The organism is Ramlibacter tataouinensis TTB310 (genome assembly GCF_000215705.1).
Taxonomy (GTDB): Bacteria; Pseudomonadota; Gammaproteobacteria; order Burkholderiales; family Burkholderiaceae_C; genus Ramlibacter; species Ramlibacter tataouinensis.
Window position 1 is genome coordinate 666,528 of the sequence record NC_015677.1, and the last position, 17,410, is coordinate 683,937.

Consider the following 17,410-nt stretch of genomic DNA (forward strand, 5'->3'; position numbering starts at 1 on the left):
AAACGCGGCTCAGGGCTGGCTGCGGCGTTCGATGCTGTAGGTATAAGCCTCGGGCCGTGCCAGGAGAATGGGGTCGTCGGAGGGTTCGATGCCTTCCGTCAGGATCAGCGGGTTGAACTGCAGCCGCCGCTCCGCGCCCGCGCTGTCCTCCACCACCGTGGTCAGGACGATGCGGCCCAGGTCGACGGTCTCCCGGCTGGTGGGCCAGACCTGGCTGCCGTCATTGATCGGGTCGGCGGGTTGCGCCAGCTGCGCCACCAGGCGGAACTGCGCAGCCTCGCGGGGCAGGCGCGCCCGCAGCTCGTCGAACAGGTGGTTGGCCGGCAGGCGCGCGGCGTCCCTGTCGGCAATGAACTGCTCGCCCTCGACCGGCAGGATCTGGTAGCGGATGTACCGCTTGTCCCCCTGGGCGTTGATGAAGCGGAAGGCATTGACGCCGTAGAACGACTGGCGGGCGAAGCTCACCGGCATGGGCTTGGGCGTGGTGACGAACTGCCTGGCCTTGGGATGGGCGGCCAGGTAGCGCTCGATAGGCGTGGGCTTGGCCGCCTTGGGGCCGCTGCGGGCCACGGCGTTCAGGAAGTCCAGGAACTGCTCCGGCGTGGCCGACGGGAAGCCGTTGTACGAGATGCTCACGATGTCCGTGTAGGCACGCTCGGTGTAGTGGAAGCGCAGTGCGATGCCGCGAGGACTGGCGTTGCCGTCGGCGTCGGGCATGCTGGGCACGCCGGTGCTGTTGGAAAAGCGCGCCGTGACCGGGACCGACCCCTTGTTGAAGTGGGGGGCCTTGCTCAAAGCCGCCGCCGCCGCCGTCGGCACGAACACGCCGCGCACCACGATGCCCTTGGCGTGGTTGGCCCGGTGGCCCTTGTGCGGCCCGCCGGCCAGCTTTTCCATCACGTTCACCAGGCGCTCGTTGGTGTCCGGCCCGTCCACCTGGGCATTCGCCCCTCCTGCGATGGCAACACACGCCAGCGTCAACGCATGGCAGCCACGAATCTTTTTCATGCTATCTCCTGTTACACCCGAGAGGGTGGTACTGCTTGGTCGGCTCCCATACTGTTGAGTTGATTACAACTAGTTTCAAAGGTGGTGGGTATGCCTATTAGTTCCTTGGTGGGACGTAAGCCTGCAGCAAGCTTGCTGAAATCAGAGGCAATGGATGCCCCTGCCATGGGCTTGCGCGATGATCTCGGCTCCCCGTGAACTGCCTTCCTTCATGAAAATCCTCGAAGTCCGCGAAAAAACCGTTCCCATCGCCTCCCCCATCCGCAACGCCTACATCGACTTCAGCAAGATGACGCTGAGCCTGGTGGCGGTGGTGACCGACGTGGTCCGCCATGGCCGGCGGGTGGTGGGCTACGGCTTCAACTCCAACGGCCGCTACGGCCAGGGCCAGCTGATGCGCGAGCGCTTCATCCCGCGCCTGATGGAGGCCGAACCCGGCTCTTTGCTCGACGACGGCGGCGCCAACCTCGATGCGCACAAGGTCTGGGCCTGCATGTTCAGGAACGAGAAGCCCGGCGGCCATGGCGAGCGCTCGGTCGCCATCGGCACCATCGACATGGCGGTCTGGGACGCGATCGCCAAGATCGAGGACAAGCCGCTGTACCAGCTGCTGGCCGAGCGCTACGGCAACGGCACGCCCGACCGCAGGGTGTTCGTCTACGCGGCCGGCGGCTACTACTACCCGGGCAAGGACGACACGCAGCTCAAGGACGAGATGCGCAAGTACCTGGACCGCGGCTACACGGTGGTCAAGATGAAGATCGGCGGCGCGTCCTTGCCCGAGGACCAGCGCCGCATCGAGTCCGTGCTGTCCATGCTGCCGGCCGGCTGCCGGCTGGCCGTGGACGCCAACGGCCGCTTCGACCTGGACACGGCCATCGCCTATGCCAAGGCGCTGTCACGCTACGACCTGTTCTGGTACGAGGAGGCGGGCGACCCGCTGGACTACGAGCTGCAGGCCACCCTGCGCAACTACTACGCCAACCCCATGGCGACCGGCGAGAACCTGTTCTCCATGCAGGACGCGCGCAACCTGGTCCGCTACGGCGGCATGCGCCCCGACCGCGACTGGCTGCAGTTCGACTGCGCCCTGAGCTACGGCCTGGTCGAGTACCTGCGCACCCTGGACATGCTGCGCCAGCACGGCTGGTCGCCGGCGCGCTGCATCCCGCACGGCGGCCACCAGATGTCGCTGGCCATCGCGGCCGGCCTGGGCCTGGGCGGCAACGAGTCCTATCCCGACCTGTTCCAGCCCTACGGCGGCTTCCCAGACGGCGTGCGGGTGGAGGGCAGCCACGTGGTGCTGCCCGAGCTGCCGGGCATCGGCTTCGAGGGCAAGGCCGACCTGATCCGCGAGATGCGCGCGCTGGCGGAGTAGGCGCGGGCGGGCGCCTTCAGCCGGTGCCGAACAGGCTGAGCCGCCACTGCGCGGCCAGCGCCTTGAGCACCGCCATGCCGCGCACGCTGTGGCCGTGGGCGTCCAGCCGCGGCGAGTAAACGGCCAGGCCCATGCGGCCGGGCACCACGGCCAGGATGCCGCCGCTCACGCCGCTCTTGGCCGGCAGGCCCACGGTATAGGCCCATTCGCCGGCGGTGTCGTACATGCCGCAGGTGAACATCAGGCTGAGCATGTCGCGCACCAGGGCCGGCGCCAGCACCTGCCGGCCGGTCAGGGGCTGCACGCCGCGGTGGGCCAGGGTCGCCGCCACCAGCGCCAGGTCCAGCGTGCCGACCTGCAGGGAGCACTGCAGCGAGTACAGCTGCAGCACGGCCTGGATGTCCGGGCCGATCACGCCGTAGTGGTGCAGCAGGTGGGCGATGGCACGGTTGCGGTGGCCGGTGGCCAGCTCCGAGCGCAGCGTGGGCTCGTCGGCCGTGACCGGCCGGCCCAGGTAGGCCTGCACCATGTGCATCAGCCGCGTAGCCGCCTGACCGGGGGCCGCCTCGTGGAGCAGGGCGGCGATGGTGATCGCGCCGGAGTTGATCATGGGGTTGTAGGGCCGGTGCACCTCCTCCTCGAGCTCGACGATGGAGTTGAAGGCCTCGCCGGTGGGCTCCACGCCCACCTTGCGGTGCACCGCCTCGCGTCCCAGCTGCTGCAGGGCCAGGCCGTAGGCCAGGGGCTTGGACATGGACTGCAGCGTGAACCGGGCCTCGCTGTCGCCCACCTGCACGACACGGCCGTCCACGCCCACCATGGCGATGGCGAACGCCTCGGGGTCGGCCTTGGCCAGCTCGGGGATGTAGCCGGCCACCCGGCCCTCGCGCAGCCCGCGGTAGCGCTGGTGCAGCGCCTGCAGGTCGGCGGTGGCGTCGTCGGTGTTCATGCGGGGGTGGGACCAGGCCGTGCTGAGCTGCTGTCGGGCATGGTGCCCCATCATACGGGCGGCACCGCTTTTCCTGCGCGCAGGCATGGCCGAGCTGGCTGCGCTAGGGTCGTCGGCTCGCCAGCCCCCGCAGCACCGCTACCGAGGCCAGCGAGATCGCCGCGGCCACCGCCGCCAGCGGCACCAGGCCCCGGGCAATCCAAGGCGCCACGGCCACCGTGCCCAGGGCGGTGGTCAGCAGGGTGGCCAGCACCACCAGGGCCGCCGCGCGCGAGTCGTCCCCCTGGGCCGCGACGATGGCGAGCAGGAAGCCCGGCGGGCCGCGCAGGCCCAGGCCCAGGTTCACCGGGATGAACAGCAGCGCCACCGCCAGCGCGTCGCGCCCGCCGGCCAGCGCGTAGGCCAGCAGGGCGCAGCAGCCCGCGGCCGAAAGCAGGCTGCCGGCCAGGACCACGGCTTCCACGCCGTGCCGCCGGCACAGCGGGCCGGACAGCTGAACGGCGGCGATGAACGAGGCCACGCCCAGGATCTGCAGCCGGATGAAATCCGACAGCGGCCCGCCCCAGGCGCCCACCAGCACCGCCGGCGCGCCGAACACGAGGATCAGCAGCCCGCCCAGCGTGAAGGCCTGGCCCAGGCCGTGGCGCACCAGCTCGCGCCGGCGCAGCAGCCGCAGGTAGCCGCCGTGGCGGGCGGCGCCGGCGGGCGGGAAGGCCTGTCCGGGCAGCAGGGCCACCGGCACGGCGGTGGCCAGCGCGAGCACGCCCAGCACCAGGAACGAGGTGCGCCAGGAGCCGGCGGCCAGCAGCCAGGCGCCCGCGATCGGCGCCAGCGCCGGGACCAGCGATTCGATGCTGCCCTGCAGGCCTATCGCGCGCAGGGCCTGGCGTTCGTCGAACACGGTACGGATGATCCCGGGCGCCAGGGCCGCGGCGGCCGACGCCGCCGTGCCTTGAACGAAGCGCAGGGCCACCAGCCGCGGCAGCGAATCGGCCGCCGCCGCGGCAAGGGAGCAGGCCGCCAGCAGCAGCAGGGCCACGCCCAGCACGGCGCGCTGGCTCCAGCGCGCGGCCAGTTCGCCGAACAGCAGCAGCCCGGCCGCGAAGCCGGCGGCGAACGCGGCCAGCACGTGCTGGGCCTGCGCGGGCGTGCCCTGCAGCGCCGCCGGCAGGTCGGGGATGGCCGGCAGCACCAGGTCGGTGGCGGCGAATCCCAGCACGGTGGCCAGTGTGACCTGGGCGAACGCGAAGATGCGCTGGCGTTGGGTCAGCGAGGCAGCGGAAGGGGGAGGAAACAGCAGGCCAGGCCCGTCAGCTGGTGGCCGGCACAGGCTGCGGGTTGGCCTTCTCCCAGGCCTCCTCGTGCCTGAGGCAGAAGCGCGCCGCGGGCCGCACCTGCAGCCGCGCGAAGGGGATGGGCTCCTCGCATTCCTCGCACAGGCCGTAGCGGCCGTCACGCATGCGCTGGCGCGCCTGCTGCACCTCGCCCAGCTCCTGCTCCTGCCGGCCGAGCTGGGTCAGGTCCAGCGTGGACATCATGCGGGCGTCGCCGTCCTCCACGGAGTCGCGCACCTCGGGGCCCATGCCGGCGGCCGGCGAGGCGATGGCGGCGCGCAGCCGGCCGATCGCGTCCAGCAGCTCGACTTCGCGTTGCGAGAGGGCCCGCTCCAGCTGGGTCCGTTGCTCATCGTTCAGATCTTCCAACGCTTGCTCCAAAGAGCCCGTACGCCCGGGCCACCTGCCTACCTTAGGAGTTCCGTGGCGCCGGCGGTAGTTCACCCGGCGCCATCCGGACGTCGGCACCGGCCTACGGGCGGCGTCACGAACCGCGTGCAGACGGCCGCCGGCGCGGACGCGATAGTGGTGTTGCCACTTCCACCGTTCCATGGAGACCCCCGATGGCACTCGATCCACTGGACCGCTACCTCGACTGCATCGCCGCCTGCAATGCCTGCGCCGTCGCCTGCCAGCACTGCGCGGCTGCCTGCCTGCAGGAGCCCGACGTCAAGATGATGGCGCGCTGCATCGCGCTGGACATGGACTGCGCGCAGGTGTGCCAGGTGTCGGTCGCCCTGATGGCCGGCGGCAGCGATTTCGCGCCGGACATGTGCCGCCTGTGCGCGCAGGTCTGCCGCGCCTGCGGCGAGGAATGCGCGAGGCACGACATGGACCACTGCCTGCAGTGCGCCGAGGCCTGCCGGCGCTGCGCGCAGGCCTGCGAGCAGATGGCCGGCGCGGCCTAGTTGCCGGGTCCGGCGCGCGGCGGGGCCTTTGTCATGCCGTCCGTTGAAGCGCCCGGCGCTGCAGGCGCAACGACCGAGGAAGCCCTGGCGTTTTTCGATGCCTTGAGGGCCGTGGAACTGGACTTCATGGCCGGGGCCTGGGCGGGCGAGGGCTTCCCCAGCGGCCACCCGCTGGATGGCGTGCTGGAGGCGTGCCACTGGCACGGCAAGCGCTTCGACAGCGCGGACGAGGTGCACCCGCTGGTGTTCCGCGGGCCGGGCGGCACGAAGATCAACGTCAATCCCGCATGGGTGGGCCCGGGCATCCCCTTGGCGATGCGCCTGCCGCTGCTGAAGGCCAGGCCGGTCGGCCGGCTGGTCCAGGCGCTGCTGCCGCTCCTCGCCACGCGCCGGTCACGCGCCCGCCTGCGGATGACACGGCACCGCGGCTGCCTGACCGCGACCATGGTCTACGACAGCGTTCCCATCCTCGACGTGTTCCGCCAGATCGACCGCGACACGGTGCTCGGCCTCATGGATCTGAAAGGCATGGAGCAGCCGTTCTTCTTCGTCCTGCGGCGGGAGCGGCCGGGCTGAGCACGTGCCGCGTCGCCAGCGCCGTCACGACATCAACGCGCGGAGTCCTGCTTGCACAGGTCCGCACGGCCCCTGCAGTCGTCTTCCCTGGACCTGTTCCCCGGCGTGGCCCGGCGGTCTGCCGGGGCGGGATCGGTGCCGGCATCGGCCGGCGGCCTGGTCACCATCCCGGGATCGACATTGCCCGGCGCGCGGTCGATGAGCTTCGGGGCCACGTTGTCCGGCGGCCTTTTCACCATGCCCGGGTCCGTGGCCGGCGGCATGCCGGGCGCGCCCGGACCGGCACGCGCCGGAGGGTCGGGCGCGAGTTGCGCCGACGCCCAGGCCGAGGCGGCCAGGAGCGCGGCGACGACGGCCTGGCGTGGTCTGCCCATGTCAGCGATGCGAGTGGCTGCGCTCGCGCCTGTGCTGCCAGCGCTTGCGCAGCGCCACCCACTTGGCTTCCAGCCACAGCGTCATGTCGGCCACCGGCTCGCGCAGGAAAGGCAGGTCCTGCGCGACCAGCAGCAGGCCCAGGGGGATGAACTCGAAGCCGAGCACGGGCAGGAAGCCGAAGAAGCCGCCGGCGATGAGCAGCAGACCCAGTGGAAGCCGCACCCACTTCGCCTTGGGATTGCGCATCCAGCGGATCGCCCGCGCCACCCGGTCGGGCGTCTCGCGCTCCAGCCCTTCGTAGGCGTGGTCCAGCTTCTCTTGTCCTTCGTCCTTCATCGGACGGCTCCCGATGGGTGTGAGATGGACATGCTTTCACAGCTCCTCGGGAGCAAACGTAGGAAAGGGCGCCTTCGCAGCCGACGCCCATTTCCGATCAGCCAGCCCGGCACGCGTTACCGCAACCAACAGATGTAAAAGCGTACGCGTCCCGCATCGCCGATTTCGAAGGTTGCGCAGACTCCCCGGTCATTCCGTGCCGCAAGGCGTTCTCTTCCCACTTCCACAGGAGCCTCGATGAGCAAGTACGACAACGACCGGTCCGACGACGGCCAGCCCAACCCCATCATCAACGCCGTCTCGCACGCCGTGGCCGCGATCCGGGCCGACGACGACATGCAGGCCCTGGCCAAGGCCTGGGAGTCGCTGGGACCCAAGGCCATCGAGAAGCTCAGCCCCGAAGAGGCGCGGCGACAACCCACGCCGACGGATGGCGTGATGGAACTGCTGCGCCAGCAGGGCCGCAGCACGCGCCCGGAGGACCTGGTGCCCGGCGTGCGCAGCCAGGACACCCTGATCGACGGCGCGGCCGGGCAGATCCCCGCGCGCATCTACACGCCCGAGGGCAACGGCCCGTTCCCCGTCGTCCTGTACTTCCATGGCGGCGGGTGGGTCATCGCCGACAAGGACGTGTACGACGGTGGCGCGCGCGGCCTGTCCAAGCAGGCGCAGGCCGTCGTCGTTTCCATCGATTACCGCCAGGCGCCCGAGCACAAGTTCCCCGCGCAGTGGGACGACGCCTTGGCCGCCTACCGCTGGACCCTGGCCAACGCGCAGTCGCTGGGTGCCGACCCGAACCGCATCGCGCTGGCCGGCGAGAGCGCCGGCGGCAACCTGGCCGTGGCCACGGCGATCGCGGCACGCGATGCCGGGCTGCCGCCGCCCTGCCACGTGCTGTCGGTCTACCCGATCGCCCAGAACAGCCTGAACACCGAGTCCTACCTCGAGAACGCCATCGCCAAGCCGCTCAACCGCGCCATGATGCAGTGGTTCATGGACCACGTGGCGCGCTCGCCCGAGGACCTGAAGGACCCGCGCATCAACCTGGTCGACGCCAGGCTCGAGGGCCTGCCGCCGGTGACCATCATCAACGCCCGCATCGACCCGCTGCGCAGCGACGGCGCCAAGCTGGAGGATGCGCTGCAGCGCGCCGGCGTGCCGGTGGAGCGGCGCGAGTACGAAGGCGTGACGCACGAGTTCTTCGGCGCGGCTGCCGTGCTGCAGAAGGCGCGCGAAGCGCAGGCCTACGCCGCGCAGCGGCTGCAGCGGGATTTCGCGACCGCGGCAGCCATGGGCTGAGTGCCCCCGGGGCGTAGAGCGCCAGGCGCCCCGGCGGCGCTTCGTCCGGTGCCCGTTCAGGCGTTGTCCACGCGCGCCGGCTGCTGCGGTGTGGCGGCCGGCGCCGCCGCCGGCGGCACGGCCGCCTGCGCGGGCCGCAGCGAGACGGCGCTTTGCAGGGCGCCCGTCAGCGCGCGCACGATCAGGTCCCGGGCGGAATGGTGTGCCATGTGCCCGGTGCGCGGGACGGCGAACATCCGGGATTGCGGCAGCTCGCGGTGCAGGCGGGACGAGTGCGCCTGCAGGTCGACCACCTTGTCGTCCTCGCCGGCCACCAGCGTCACCGGCACCGTGATCTCGGCGTAGCGCCGGCTCAGCCGACGCGCGTCGCCCCGCATGCAGGCGGCATCCTCCGCATCGGCGCGCAGCTGCGACGGCCGCAGCATCAGTTCGCGCGGCACCACCGCCTGGTAGCCGGGCGGCGCGGGGTCGGGGGCGAACATGGCGCGCACCGCCGCGCCCAGGCCGGCGCGGGCGGTCAGCGCGGTGGAGGTGTAGCGCATCACGTCGCCCAGCACCGGCAGGGCGGCCGGCGCGGTGAGCAGGGCGTCCCAGCGCAGGGTGGGGTAGTAGTAGCCGCCCACCAGCACCAGGCCGGCCACCCGGCCGGGATGGTCCAGCGCCAATGCCAGGGCCACCAGGGTGCCGATCGAGTGGCCCAGCACCACGGCGCGTTCCACCTCCAGCGCCTGCAGCGCACGGCTCAGCACATCGGCCTGGGCGCTGGCGGTCCAGCGGCGGTCGCGCGGGCGGCTGCTGTGCCCGAAGCCGGGCCGGTCGAAGGCGATGACGCGGTGGTGCTGCGCGAGCTGGTCGATCAGGCCGCTGGCCTCGAAGTCGGCGTGCGTGACCATGTTGCCGTGCAGCAGGACGATGGGCTCGCCCTGGCCGCGCTCGACGTAGTGCAGCCGCACGCCGGCGATGTGCATGAAGCGGCCGGCCGGCGGATGCTGGCGCTCGGCGCGGCGCGCCCGCCATGCGACCCACGTCGCGGTGGCGGTGGACGCGGCTGCCAGGCCCAGCAGCGTGATGGTGGTGGTCGAAGGCTGCCCGTGCGGCCGGGCAGGATCCAGGGTGTCGTGCGCTTGCATCCGGCCGCATCATTCAGCCGTCGCAAGCCTTCACGGGTCAGGCCGGCACTTGCGCGCTTGTAGTTCCTGTCTTACGCAGAGCAAACTCGCTGCCGGGCGTGAGCTCGCCGCCCATCGACTCCAGCAGCTCGGGCAGCAGCAGCGACAGCTCGCCGGTGGCGATGGCCACGTCGGCGTCGAAGCCGTCCTCGCCCTTGGGAGCCTGCTCCACGTCGCGGATGTCGATCTTGCGGATGCCCAGCTGCTCGGTCAGCACGAAGGACACCTTGTCGTTCCAGGTCAGCGCCAGCTGGGTGGGCAGCTTGCCTTCCTGGATGTGCTGGCCGATCTCGTCCAGCTCCAGGGTATGGCGGGCGTAGCGCACCACCGACTTCTCCTCGCCGGCCTTCTTGAGTTCCAGGTCGCGCTCGATGGTGAAACCGGCCGGGGCCTGGCGGGCGGTGAGCCATTCGCCCATGGCCGTGGCGGGCGCCAGGCTGGTGGACAGCGGCGCCAGCGGCAGCACGTGGCCGAGCTCGGCCATCAGATCCGCCAGCTGCTTGATCACGGGCTCGGCCGCCTTCATGCTGCCGGCGGCCACCACCAGGGTGCGCTGCTGCGCGTCCAGCCAGACCATGTGCGCGGCGCGCTTGCTGAAGGCGCGCGGCAGCAGGGTGAGCACGATCTCCTCCTTGATCTCGGCCTTCTCCTTGCGCCCGGGCTTGCGGCCGCGCTCGGCCTCGAGGGCCTTGCAGCGCGCCTCCAGCTCGGTGCGCACCGCGCCGCCGGGCACGGTCTTGCGCTCCACGGCCAGCTTCAGGATCCACTGGCCGTCCACGCTTTCCGCTAGGGCGCCGTGCTCCTGGCCGCGCGGCGCCACCCAGCCGGCCGACAGCGGCTGCGTCGGCTGGCAGGGCGCGAAGGCCTGGCGCCGCAGCGCCTCCTCCAGCGTGTCCAGGTCGGGCGCCTGCCAGTCGGGGCCGATGCGATAGACGACGATGTTCTTGAACAGGGGCATGGGTACTGCAAATGGATGAGGTGGCCGAAGGGCTCGCATTCTGCCTCGTCGGCACGACGCGGCCGCGCCTGCAGCAAGCCGTTTCAATTGGGTGGCGGGATTTCGGTGGGCGCCGCGCGCCGCATGTGGGACGATGCGGCCGGACGGCTTGCGTCCGCCACCAGAGACCGCTTGATCGACGCCCTTCTGCTGAGCACCGTCCGGGTGGCCACCTTCCAGGGGCCGCAGCCGCTGACCGCTGCCTCCGGCTTCCTGTTCGAGCGGGACACGCGCCTGTTCGTGGTGACCAGCCGGCACGTGCTCAGCGACCCGCCCAGCGGCCACGAGCCCGACCGCATCGAGATCACCCTGCACACCAGCGAGACCCGCCTGGCCCAGGTGGCCGTCCAGTCGCTGCTGCTGTACGACGGCGGGCGGGCGGTGTGGCGGCAAGGGCGCGACGCCTCGGGCGCGATCGACGTGGCGGTGATCGAGCTGCAGCGCCACGCCCTGCCGCCCGGGGTGGTGCTGCGGCCGTTCACGCCGGCCCACCTGCTGGGCAGCCTGGAAGGCGTGGAGGTCGGCCAGCCCCTGCTGCTGGTGGGCTATCCGCTGGGGTTCTACGACACCGTCCACCATCTGCCGGTGGTGCGGCAGGCGGCCGTGGCCTCGGCGTTCGGCGTGCGCTTCCAGGGCCAGGGGCTGTTCCTGACGGATGCCCGGGCGCACCGCGGCTCCAGCGGCGGCGCGGTCGTGATGCGCGATCCGCGGGTCGCCGGGGCGCTCGGCTGGCGGCTGCTGGGCGTGCACTCCTCGCGCATGGACATGGCCACGCGCGACCGGGTGCAGGACGAGTCGCTGGGGCTGAACTGCGCCTGGTACGCCGACATCCTGCTGACGCTGACGGAGGACGCCGCCCTTACGCCGCCTGGAGCGGGCGCCCGGCCGACCTGATCCACTGCAGCCCTTCGGCCACCGCGTACTCGGCGGCGGCCATCGGCGACAGGAACAGCCGGGTCAGCCGCAGCACGCGGTCGGTGGTGCCGCGGCCGGAGCCGGAGCGGATGGAGACGGAACAGGCGTACCAGCCGTTGGCCATCGGCTTGGTGAGGGGGGACACGAGGTACTTGCCCACGGTGAGGCTGGAAGATGGGTTCATTGTTGTGGTGATGGTGAAGGCGGCGCCGGCCATCGCGGGCGCGCCCATCAGGAAGGGAAGCCAGCGCGTTCGCTGGGCGTGCAGAGCCGGGTCACGTCCTCGCTCGGAGGCTCGGGGTCTGCGTAGGCAGGGGCTGGCGGCCGGATGGCGCATGCCCGAGCGCTGCATTGTACAGGCGCGGCTAGGCGGCCGGCCGGGCGTTCATCACCTCGGCCCAGCGGCCCCAGGCGGCGTCGGTGTCGTGGCGCGCCGCCATCCAGCAGGCGAACTCCTGCGTGGCCAGGGCGCGAGCGTGATCGCCGGTGGCCTCCGCGCGGGCGTGCACCTCGTCGAACCGGCGTTCGGCTGCGTCTTCTTGCGCCTGGATCCGTTGCGCGGCCGCCTCGACCAGCGCCAGTTCTTCCATCCAGTACTTCATACTCAGCCTTTCGTTTGAAGGGACGGAGTATGAGGCCGGGCAGGGTCGCCTTGCCGGCGTGGGCCTTTAGCGGCCCTGCACGATGCGGCTTCGGCCCGCCGGGGCTCGGCGCGCGTGTCGATCCCGGGCCGGCCCGTTCGTCGTAGAGGAGGCGCCTGACGCCACCCGCAACCGACTCCTGGAGGAACCTGATGACAAGTCGACAAACCGAAGCCCGCCGGCGCTGGTGGGCGCTGCTCGTGCTGTGCCTGGGCGTGCTGATGATCGTGCTGGACACCACCATCGTGAACGTGGCCCTGCCGTCCATCCGCGCCGACCTGGGCTTTTCCGAGACCGGCCTGGTCTGGGTGGTCAACGCCTACATGCTGACCTTCGGCGGCTTCCTGCTGCTGGGCGGCCGGCTGGGCGACCTGTACGGCCACCGCCGGGTGTTCCTGGCCGGCATCGCGCTGTTCACGCTGGCCTCGCTGGGCTGCGGCCTGGCGCAGACGCAGGGCCTGCTGGTGGTGGCCCGGGCGGTGCAGGGGCTGGGCGGCGCGGTGGTCTCGGCCGTCGCACTGTCGCTGATCATGAACCTGTTCACGGAACCGGCCGATCGGGCCCGCGCCATGGGCGTCTACGGCTTCGTCTGCGCCGGCGGCGGCAGCCTGGGCGTGCTGCTAGGCGGCTTCCTGACCGGCACGCTGAGCTGGCATTGGGTGTTCCTGGTCAACCTGCCCATCGGCATCGCGGTGGCGGGGCTGTGCCTGGCCCTGATTCCGCGCGGCAGCAAGCCGGCGGGGAACCGGCGGCTGGACTGGGGCGGCGCCGCCAGCATCACCGGCGCGCTGATGCTGGCCGTGTACGCCGTGGTGGGCGGCAACGAGGCCGGCTGGACCTCGGCCCGCACGCTGGGCCTGCTGGCGGCCGCCGCGGCGCTGCTGGCGGCCTTCATCGTGATCGAGTCGCGCGTGGCCGTGCCGCTGATGCCCCTGGGGCTGTTCCGGCACCGCAACGTCGCCACCGCCAACGCCGCGGGCGTGCTGTGGGCCGCCGCCATGTTCGCCTGGTTCTTCATGTCGGCGCTGTACATGCAGCTGGTGCTGGGCTGGAGCCCGATGCAGGTGGGCCTGGCCTTCCTGCCGGCCAACCTGATCATGGCGGTGCTGTCGCTGGGCATCTCGGCGCGCATCGTCATGCGCTTCGGCTTGCGCCTGCCCATGGCCGGCGGCCTGATGCTGGGTGCGCTCGGGCTGGCGCTGTTCGCGCTGGCGCCGGTGGGCGGCAGCTTCGTGCTGCACGTGCTGCCCGGCATGGTGCTGCTGGGCATAGGCGCGGGCATCGCCTTCAACCCCATGCTGCTGGCCGCGATGAGCGACGTCGCCCCCGAGGATTCGGGCCTGGCCTCGGGCGTGGTCAACACCGCCTTCATGATGGGCGGCGCGCTGGGCCTGGCGGTGCTGGCCAGCCTGGCCGCCGGGCGCACGGCGGGCCTGCAGGCCGCGGGCGTGTCGCCGGTGGAGGCGCTCAATGCCGGCTACCGGCTCGCCTTCGCCCTGGGCGCCGGCTTCGCGCTGCTGGCCGGTGCGCTGGGCAGCTGGTGGCTGCGCACGCCGGCTGCTCCCATGGCTGCGCCGGCGACGCCTGTGGCCTGAGGGCCCCTGCGCTGCGCGCGACCGCTGCTATTCCCCCCCTTCTCCCCCCCGCCCCTCTTCGCCCCCGCCGGGGCGAAGAGGGGAGCTTTGATTTGGTTTCGTCGCGCCGGCTACGCCACTACAGGCCGCCGTCGCTACCTCCGCGGCGCGCCACGGCGCGGGCGCTGCAGTCCTAGTGATGGCTGCCGCCCGTGCAGGGAGCCGCGAGCCAGCGCGCAAGCGCGGCTGGCTCGTGCCGAGGCACGAAGGCTGTCTCGTCCTGGCCAGCGCTTGGCGCGGCCAGCGGCTCCGCGCCTGTCGGCGTCGAAGCGCGTCCAACAGCAGGTTCGCGCCGTGGTGCGCCAACCCTGTACCGCAACCTCTCCCTTGTAGCCCGTAGTCGGCGCGCGCGGGCAAATCCAGGCTCCCCTCTTCGCCCCGGCGGGGGGCGAAGAGGGGCGGGGGGGAGAAGGGGGGGAGGCGAGGGGCTCCTACCCCCCTACAAGCAGGCCATCACCATCGATCCGGCCGAGTGAGCAAGGGGCCCGGGGCTCACGTCACCTTCAGCAGCCCGATCAGCAGCAGGTGCGCCGGGTAGGTGACGTAGAACAGGGGCTGCCACCGTGGCAGCGAGAGCGGCAGCCGGCGCACGCCCCAGGCGATCGCCAGGCCGGCCAGCGTTCCCCACCAGGCCGGCCAGCCGCCGAAGCTGGCGTTCTGCCAGGCCACCAGCAGGACCAGCACCGCGGCCAGCAGCGCGGCGTCCGGCTGCCGCCGGGTGGCGCAGAGGTAGGCGGCCGGCACCAGGAACACGCCCGCCAGCCCGAATTCCACCGGATACGAGAACGCCGCGATGGCGAGACAGGCCACCAGGCGCCACGCCGTGGAAGCGGTGCTTTCCAGCACCCAGCACAAGGCCGCGCCCAGCGCCAGCGTGCCCAGCACGTTGACCAGGGCCGGCTCGCCGCGCGCCAGCACCGAGGGCAGCACCGAGATGGCGCACCACACGGACAGGCGGCGCGTGCTGCGCTCGGCCCGGGCCCGGCGGTCGCCGGCCCGTGCCAGGTTCAGGCCCAGCACCAGCGCGAACAGCGGAAAGGCGATCCGGCCGAACGCGAACACCCAACCTTCCTGGCTGTGCCCCAGCAGGTGGCGGCCGAAATGGTCCACGAACATGGAGGCCAGCCCGACCCACTTGAGGGCCTCGAGCTGGCCGTCGGTGAACCCCAGCGGCGCGCCGGTCTCGCGGCGAGCGCCGGGTGCGGCGGACGCGTTCAGTGCGCCTGCATCGTCGTCGATGTCGCGCCGTTGTTGAGCGGTGCGGTGAACATGGACTGCCAGGCCTGCACCAGCGGCGCCGTCATCGGATTGGCCACGCCGGCGCCGCCCTGCTGCGGGTTGGCGCTGGCCATCAGCTCGCCCTGGATGCGCAGCGAGGCGTTCATCAGGTCCTGCAGGTACTGCATGGACTCGCCCACGCCCGCCATCACCAGGCCGGACTGCACGGTCGCCACCTCGGCGGGGCTGCTGGCCTGGCGCAGGCGCTCGGCTGCCTGCTGCTGGCCCACGGCGGCGCGCTCGAGCATCTGCAGGTTCACCTGGTGCCAGGCGCCGACGGCCCGCAGCATCGTGGCCGAGGTCTGGGCGATGGCCGCCAGCGGCTGGCGGGTGGCGCCCGCCATGTCCTTGGCCCCGGCGTCGCCGTCGGGGGTGTTGCTCCGTGTCGTGGTCGTGGTCTTGGCCGTCATGCGAGTCTCCTCAAGAAGGGGTGGTAATGCACGGCGTGACGTCGCCGCGGGCCGACTGTAGGCCGGCCCGCCGTGCAAAGGATCTCGGCAATACGCTGTTTCGTAATCTTGCGTGCGCCATGGGGATGCTGCCAATCCGCCACACCTTGGCGTGTGGCGGTACCGCCCGCGTTGACCCCGCGACGGCGCGCTGCCTACACTGCCGACGAGCCTTCCGCTCATCGGCATCTGCCGACCCATGAACCAAGACCCACTGAGGGGGACTCCTTGAAGAAAACACTTATCGGCATCGCTGCCGCCTCCCTGCTGATGCTCGGCACCGCCGCCCAAGCCCAGCAAGCCAAGCCGCCGGTGTACGGCGAGATCGGCTACTCGATGATCGAAAACGACGATCTGAAGTTCGGCGTGCTGCGCGGCATCATCGGTGCGGACCTGCACCCCAATGTCGCCGTCGAGGGCATGCTCGGCCTGGGCGTGAAGGACGACAGCTTCACCGCTTTCGGCACCACCTTCGATGCCAAGATCAAGAACATGGTCGGCGTCTACGCCAAGCCCAAGTTCAACGTCACCCCCGAGCTCGAGCTGTTCGGCCGCGTGGGCTTCACCCGCATCAACATCGAGGCCTCGGTCGGCGGCGCATCCGCCTCCGATGCCGACAGCGACCTCTCCTACGGCGTCGGCCTGAACTACAACATCACGCCCACGGTGCACATCGGCGTGGACTACATGAACTACTACGACAAGGACGGCAGCAAGTTCGACGGCGTCACCGTCGGCGTCGGCTTCCGCTTCTGATCGCAGGCTGCGCTTCGCAGCCCGCCAAGGCCCACCGCGAGGTGGGCTTTTTCTTTCCGCCGCCGCCGTTCAGCGGTCGCGCGCGCAGCGCAAGCCGATGTACACCACGGCGGTGTCGAACGGCTTGCCCTGGATGTGCTCGTCGCGCATGGCCTGCGCGCCGTACCACCACGAGCCTCCGCGGGTGCGCTTCTCGGGGCCGGGCCCGCTGTCCACCCATTCCCAGGCATTGCCGCCCATCTCGAACAGGCCGTTGACGCCGGCGCGGGTGGTGCCCGCCTCCGCATGGCCGCGGCCGCGCGAGCTGACCGCGTGGGGCACGGTACGCACCTCGCCGCAGTCGCCCGCCAGGCAGTTGGCGCCGCGCGGGCTCTCGCCCGTGGGGTAGGGATAACGGCGCCCGGTGACGAAGCCCGACGGCGGCTGCGCGCGCCGCTCCACGTAGGCGGCCTCGCCCCATTCGCTGTCGGTGGGCAGCCGCTTGCCCGCCCAGCGGCAGAACGCCTCGGCCTCGCGGTAGTTCAGGTGCACGGCCGGCTCGCGCTCGCCACCCGGGCTGCCGAACGGCGCGCGCCAGGTCCAGCCCCGGCGCTGCTGCCAGCCGCCCTCGTAGGTGCTGCCGCCGCCGGCGCGTTCGGCAGCCGTCACGGTGCCGGTGGCCTCGGCGAACCGGCGGAACTGGCCGATGGTGACCTCGGTCCGGTCGATCTCGAAGCGGCCGACCGGCTGCATGTCCTGGGCGGCGGCCGAGGCCGGCAAAGCCAGCAGGACGCCGGCCAGGCCGGCGAGGGGCAAGCGGTGCGTGGGGCAGGCCATCGCCGGATTGGAGCGCAGATGCCAAATCCTTGGCGCGCGATGGCCTGTACGCCACAGTCCCGCCCCCGCGTGGGCATGCGCGCATTGCATCCTGTTACCCCGGCCCTAGACTGCGTGCATGGAGACGAGCCTGCGGGAAGAACTGGACGGATTGCTCAGCACCTACACAGCGTCCACGCCGGCGGCGCGCCTGCGCATCATCCGACGGCAGCTGGCGTGGGCCGCGTCCGAGCCCGGCACCTTGCGCCTGATCACCACCGTCTCGGCGGTCGAGGCGCTGGCTCGTTCGCTGGTGGTGCATGCCTCCGGCCGGCCCTCGAACACCGCGCAGATGCGCTACCGCCAGTTCCGCCACAGCGGGCCGGTCGAACTGGTGGAGGAGGTGCTGCGGCTGCGCGGCGCGGCGCCGGCGGCCCGCCACTTCCCGGGCGAGACCTGGCCGCTGTTCGAGCTGGCCAGCGACTGCCGCGACGCGGTCGTGCACGAATGCGCCCAGCTGGCACCGGACCGCACGGCGGCGGCGGTGCAGGCGGCGCAGGCCGTGTTCGAGGGCCTGATCGAGCTGGCCGGCCTGCCGCGCGCGGTCGTCTGA

At 71.6% G+C, this 17,410-nt stretch carries 21 protein-coding genes; 8 read left to right on the forward strand and 13 right to left on the reverse strand.

Annotated elements, in window-relative coordinates:
* Window positions 1-9: 9 nt before the first annotated feature.
* A complete protein-coding gene (locus RTA_RS03260; protein ID WP_013899949.1) occupies window positions 10-1,008 on the reverse strand; it encodes a catalase family peroxidase in 999 nt (332 codons plus the stop codon).
* 211 nt (window positions 1,009-1,219) lie between these two features.
* On the opposite strand from RTA_RS03260, the gene RTA_RS03265 reads away from it, so the two are divergent.
* Window positions 1,220-2,386 (forward strand): mandelate racemase/muconate lactonizing enzyme family protein, encoded by a 1,167-nt coding sequence (locus RTA_RS03265; protein WP_041676009.1) that lies wholly within the window; start codon window positions 1,220-1,222, stop codon window positions 2,384-2,386.
* 16 nt (window positions 2,387-2,402) lie between these two features.
* On the opposite strand, the gene glsA is transcribed toward RTA_RS03265, so the two are convergent.
* The 3 genes from glsA to RTA_RS03280 form a co-directional block, all read right to left on the reverse strand.
* Window positions 2,403-3,335: a glutaminase A gene (gene glsA / locus RTA_RS03270; RefSeq protein ID WP_041676011.1), complete on the reverse strand. Its 933-nt coding sequence runs from the start codon at window positions 3,333-3,335 to the stop codon at window positions 2,403-2,405.
* A gap of 103 nt (window positions 3,336-3,438) precedes the next feature.
* Window positions 3,439-4,554, reverse strand: coding sequence for an MFS transporter (locus tag RTA_RS03275; RefSeq protein WP_013899952.1), 1,116 nt, complete (start codon window positions 4,552-4,554; stop codon window positions 3,439-3,441).
* Between the two features lie 91 nt (window positions 4,555-4,645).
* Complete coding sequence (locus tag RTA_RS03280) at window positions 4,646-5,038, reverse strand: TraR/DksA family transcriptional regulator (protein WP_041675004.1); 393 nt, start codon at window positions 5,036-5,038, stop codon at window positions 4,646-4,648.
* A gap of 194 nt (window positions 5,039-5,232) precedes the next feature.
* Here RTA_RS03280 and RTA_RS03285 point away from each other — a divergent pair, with 194 nt between their 5' ends.
* Entirely contained in the window at window positions 5,233-5,577 is a 345-nt protein-coding gene (locus RTA_RS03285; RefSeq protein WP_013899954.1) for a four-helix bundle copper-binding protein, read from the forward strand.
* A 33-nt stretch (window positions 5,578-5,610) separates the two neighbouring features.
* Window positions 5,611-6,153 carry a DUF4334 domain-containing protein gene (locus RTA_RS03290; protein WP_013899955.1) on the forward strand — a complete coding sequence of 181 codons (543 nt, stop codon included), beginning with the start codon at window positions 5,611-5,613 and terminating at the stop codon, window positions 6,151-6,153.
* A gap of 32 nt (window positions 6,154-6,185) precedes the next feature.
* On the opposite strand, the gene RTA_RS03295 is transcribed toward RTA_RS03290, so the two are convergent.
* Together RTA_RS03295 and RTA_RS03300 are read right to left on the reverse strand one after the other, a co-directional pair.
* Complete coding sequence (locus tag RTA_RS03295; protein WP_041675005.1) at window positions 6,186-6,527, reverse strand: hypothetical protein; 342 nt, start codon at window positions 6,525-6,527, stop codon at window positions 6,186-6,188.
* Window position 6,528: 1 nt separating this feature from the next.
* Entirely contained in the window at window positions 6,529-6,864 is a 336-nt protein-coding gene (locus tag RTA_RS03300) for a hypothetical protein (protein WP_013899956.1), read from the reverse strand.
* A 237-nt stretch (window positions 6,865-7,101) separates the two neighbouring features.
* On the opposite strand from RTA_RS03300, the gene RTA_RS03305 reads away from it, so the two are divergent.
* A complete protein-coding gene (locus tag RTA_RS03305; protein ID WP_013899957.1) occupies window positions 7,102-8,163 on the forward strand; it encodes an alpha/beta hydrolase in 1,062 nt (353 codons plus the stop codon).
* A gap of 56 nt (window positions 8,164-8,219) precedes the next feature.
* On the opposite strand, the gene RTA_RS03310 is transcribed toward RTA_RS03305, so the two are convergent.
* Together RTA_RS03310 and RTA_RS03315 are read right to left on the reverse strand one after the other, a co-directional pair.
* Window positions 8,220-9,293, reverse strand: a complete 1,074-nt coding sequence (locus RTA_RS03310; RefSeq protein ID WP_013899958.1) for an alpha/beta fold hydrolase — start codon at window positions 9,291-9,293, stop codon at window positions 8,220-8,222.
* Window positions 9,294-9,330: 37 nt separating this feature from the next.
* Window positions 9,331-10,290: a recombination-associated protein RdgC gene (locus tag RTA_RS03315; protein ID WP_226986106.1), complete on the reverse strand. Its 960-nt coding sequence runs from the start codon at window positions 10,288-10,290 to the stop codon at window positions 9,331-9,333.
* A 171-nt stretch (window positions 10,291-10,461) separates the two neighbouring features.
* On the opposite strand from RTA_RS03315, the gene RTA_RS03320 reads away from it, so the two are divergent.
* Window positions 10,462-11,223: a S1 family peptidase gene (locus tag RTA_RS03320; protein WP_049871211.1), complete on the forward strand. Its 762-nt coding sequence runs from the start codon at window positions 10,462-10,464 to the stop codon at window positions 11,221-11,223.
* Here the strand turns inward: RTA_RS03320 and RTA_RS03325 are convergent.
* Both RTA_RS03325 and RTA_RS03330 read right to left on the reverse strand, forming a co-directional pair.
* Entirely contained in the window at window positions 11,189-11,476 is a 288-nt protein-coding gene (locus tag RTA_RS03325) for a hypothetical protein (protein WP_226986111.1), read from the reverse strand. The two genes, RTA_RS03320 and RTA_RS03325, sit on opposite strands and share 35 nt — an antisense overlap.
* Before the next feature lie 133 nt (window positions 11,477-11,609).
* Complete coding sequence (locus RTA_RS03330; RefSeq protein ID WP_013899961.1) at window positions 11,610-11,846, reverse strand: hypothetical protein; 237 nt, start codon at window positions 11,844-11,846, stop codon at window positions 11,610-11,612.
* A gap of 191 nt (window positions 11,847-12,037) precedes the next feature.
* Here RTA_RS03330 and RTA_RS03335 point away from each other — a divergent pair, with 191 nt between their 5' ends.
* Window positions 12,038-13,480 (forward strand): DHA2 family efflux MFS transporter permease subunit, encoded by a 1,443-nt coding sequence (locus RTA_RS03335; RefSeq protein ID WP_013899962.1) that lies wholly within the window; start codon window positions 12,038-12,040, stop codon window positions 13,478-13,480.
* Between the two features lie 531 nt (window positions 13,481-14,011).
* Here RTA_RS03335 and RTA_RS03340 read toward each other — a convergent pair.
* Window positions 14,012-14,800, reverse strand: coding sequence for a TraX family protein (locus RTA_RS03340; protein ID WP_318532693.1), 789 nt, complete (start codon window positions 14,798-14,800; stop codon window positions 14,012-14,014).
* The gene (locus tag RTA_RS03345; RefSeq protein ID WP_013899964.1) at window positions 14,734-15,207 is read right to left on the reverse strand and encodes a phasin family protein; all 474 of its coding nucleotides are present in this window, start codon (window positions 15,205-15,207) and stop codon (window positions 14,734-14,736) included. Before RTA_RS03345 ends, RTA_RS03340 begins: the two co-directional genes overlap by 67 nt.
* 267 nt (window positions 15,208-15,474) lie before the next feature.
* On the opposite strand from RTA_RS03345, the gene RTA_RS03350 reads away from it, so the two are divergent.
* Window positions 15,475-16,002 carry a porin family protein gene (locus tag RTA_RS03350; protein WP_013899965.1) on the forward strand — a complete coding sequence of 176 codons (528 nt, stop codon included), beginning with the start codon at window positions 15,475-15,477 and terminating at the stop codon, window positions 16,000-16,002.
* Window positions 16,003-16,071: 69 nt separating this feature from the next.
* On the opposite strand, the gene RTA_RS03355 is transcribed toward RTA_RS03350, so the two are convergent.
* A complete protein-coding gene (locus RTA_RS03355; protein WP_041675007.1) occupies window positions 16,072-16,818 on the reverse strand; it encodes a formylglycine-generating enzyme family protein in 747 nt (248 codons plus the stop codon).
* A 118-nt stretch (window positions 16,819-16,936) separates the two neighbouring features.
* On the opposite strand from RTA_RS03355, the gene RTA_RS03360 reads away from it, so the two are divergent.
* Window positions 16,937-17,410 (forward strand): hypothetical protein, encoded by a 474-nt coding sequence (locus tag RTA_RS03360; RefSeq protein WP_143762896.1) that lies wholly within the window; start codon window positions 16,937-16,939, stop codon window positions 17,408-17,410.

Excerpts from the sequence above, each read along its gene's own strand:
- RTA_RS03355 (WP_041675007.1), bottom strand. The coding sequence starts at position 16,818 with ATGGCCTGCCCCACGCACCGCTTGCCCCTCGCCGGCCTGGCCGGCGTC.
- RTA_RS03290 (WP_013899955.1), top strand. The coding sequence starts at position 5,611 with ATGCCGTCCGTTGAAGCGCCCGGCGCTGCAGGCGCAACGACCGAGGAA.
- RTA_RS03305 (WP_013899957.1), top strand. The coding sequence starts at position 7,102 with ATGAGCAAGTACGACAACGACCGGTCCGACGACGGCCAGCCCAACCCC.
- RTA_RS03265 (WP_041676009.1), top strand. The coding sequence starts at position 1,220 with ATGAAAATCCTCGAAGTCCGCGAAAAAACCGTTCCCATCGCCTCCCCC.
- RTA_RS03345 (WP_013899964.1), bottom strand. The coding sequence starts at position 15,207 with ATGACGGCCAAGACCACGACCACGACACGGAGCAACACCCCCGACGGC.
- RTA_RS03325 (WP_226986111.1), bottom strand. The coding sequence starts at position 11,476 with ATGGGCGCGCCCGCGATGGCCGGCGCCGCCTTCACCATCACCACAACA.
- RTA_RS03330 (WP_013899961.1), bottom strand. The coding sequence starts at position 11,846 with ATGAAGTACTGGATGGAAGAACTGGCGCTGGTCGAGGCGGCCGCGCAA.
- RTA_RS03315 (WP_226986106.1), bottom strand. The coding sequence starts at position 10,290 with ATGCCCCTGTTCAAGAACATCGTCGTCTATCGCATCGGCCCCGACTGG.
- RTA_RS03310 (WP_013899958.1), bottom strand. The coding sequence starts at position 9,293 with ATGCAAGCGCACGACACCCTGGATCCTGCCCGGCCGCACGGGCAGCCT.
- RTA_RS03285 (WP_013899954.1), top strand. The coding sequence starts at position 5,233 with ATGGCACTCGATCCACTGGACCGCTACCTCGACTGCATCGCCGCCTGC.
- glsA (WP_041676011.1), bottom strand. The coding sequence starts at position 3,335 with ATGAACACCGACGACGCCACCGCCGACCTGCAGGCGCTGCACCAGCGC.
- RTA_RS03300 (WP_013899956.1), bottom strand. The coding sequence starts at position 6,864 with ATGAAGGACGAAGGACAAGAGAAGCTGGACCACGCCTACGAAGGGCTG.
- RTA_RS03335 (WP_013899962.1), top strand. The coding sequence starts at position 12,038 with ATGACAAGTCGACAAACCGAAGCCCGCCGGCGCTGGTGGGCGCTGCTC.
- RTA_RS03260 (WP_013899949.1), bottom strand. The coding sequence starts at position 1,008 with ATGAAAAAGATTCGTGGCTGCCATGCGTTGACGCTGGCGTGTGTTGCC.
- RTA_RS03295 (WP_041675005.1), bottom strand. The coding sequence starts at position 6,527 with ATGGGCAGACCACGCCAGGCCGTCGTCGCCGCGCTCCTGGCCGCCTCG.
- RTA_RS03360 (WP_143762896.1), top strand. The coding sequence starts at position 16,937 with ATGGAGACGAGCCTGCGGGAAGAACTGGACGGATTGCTCAGCACCTAC.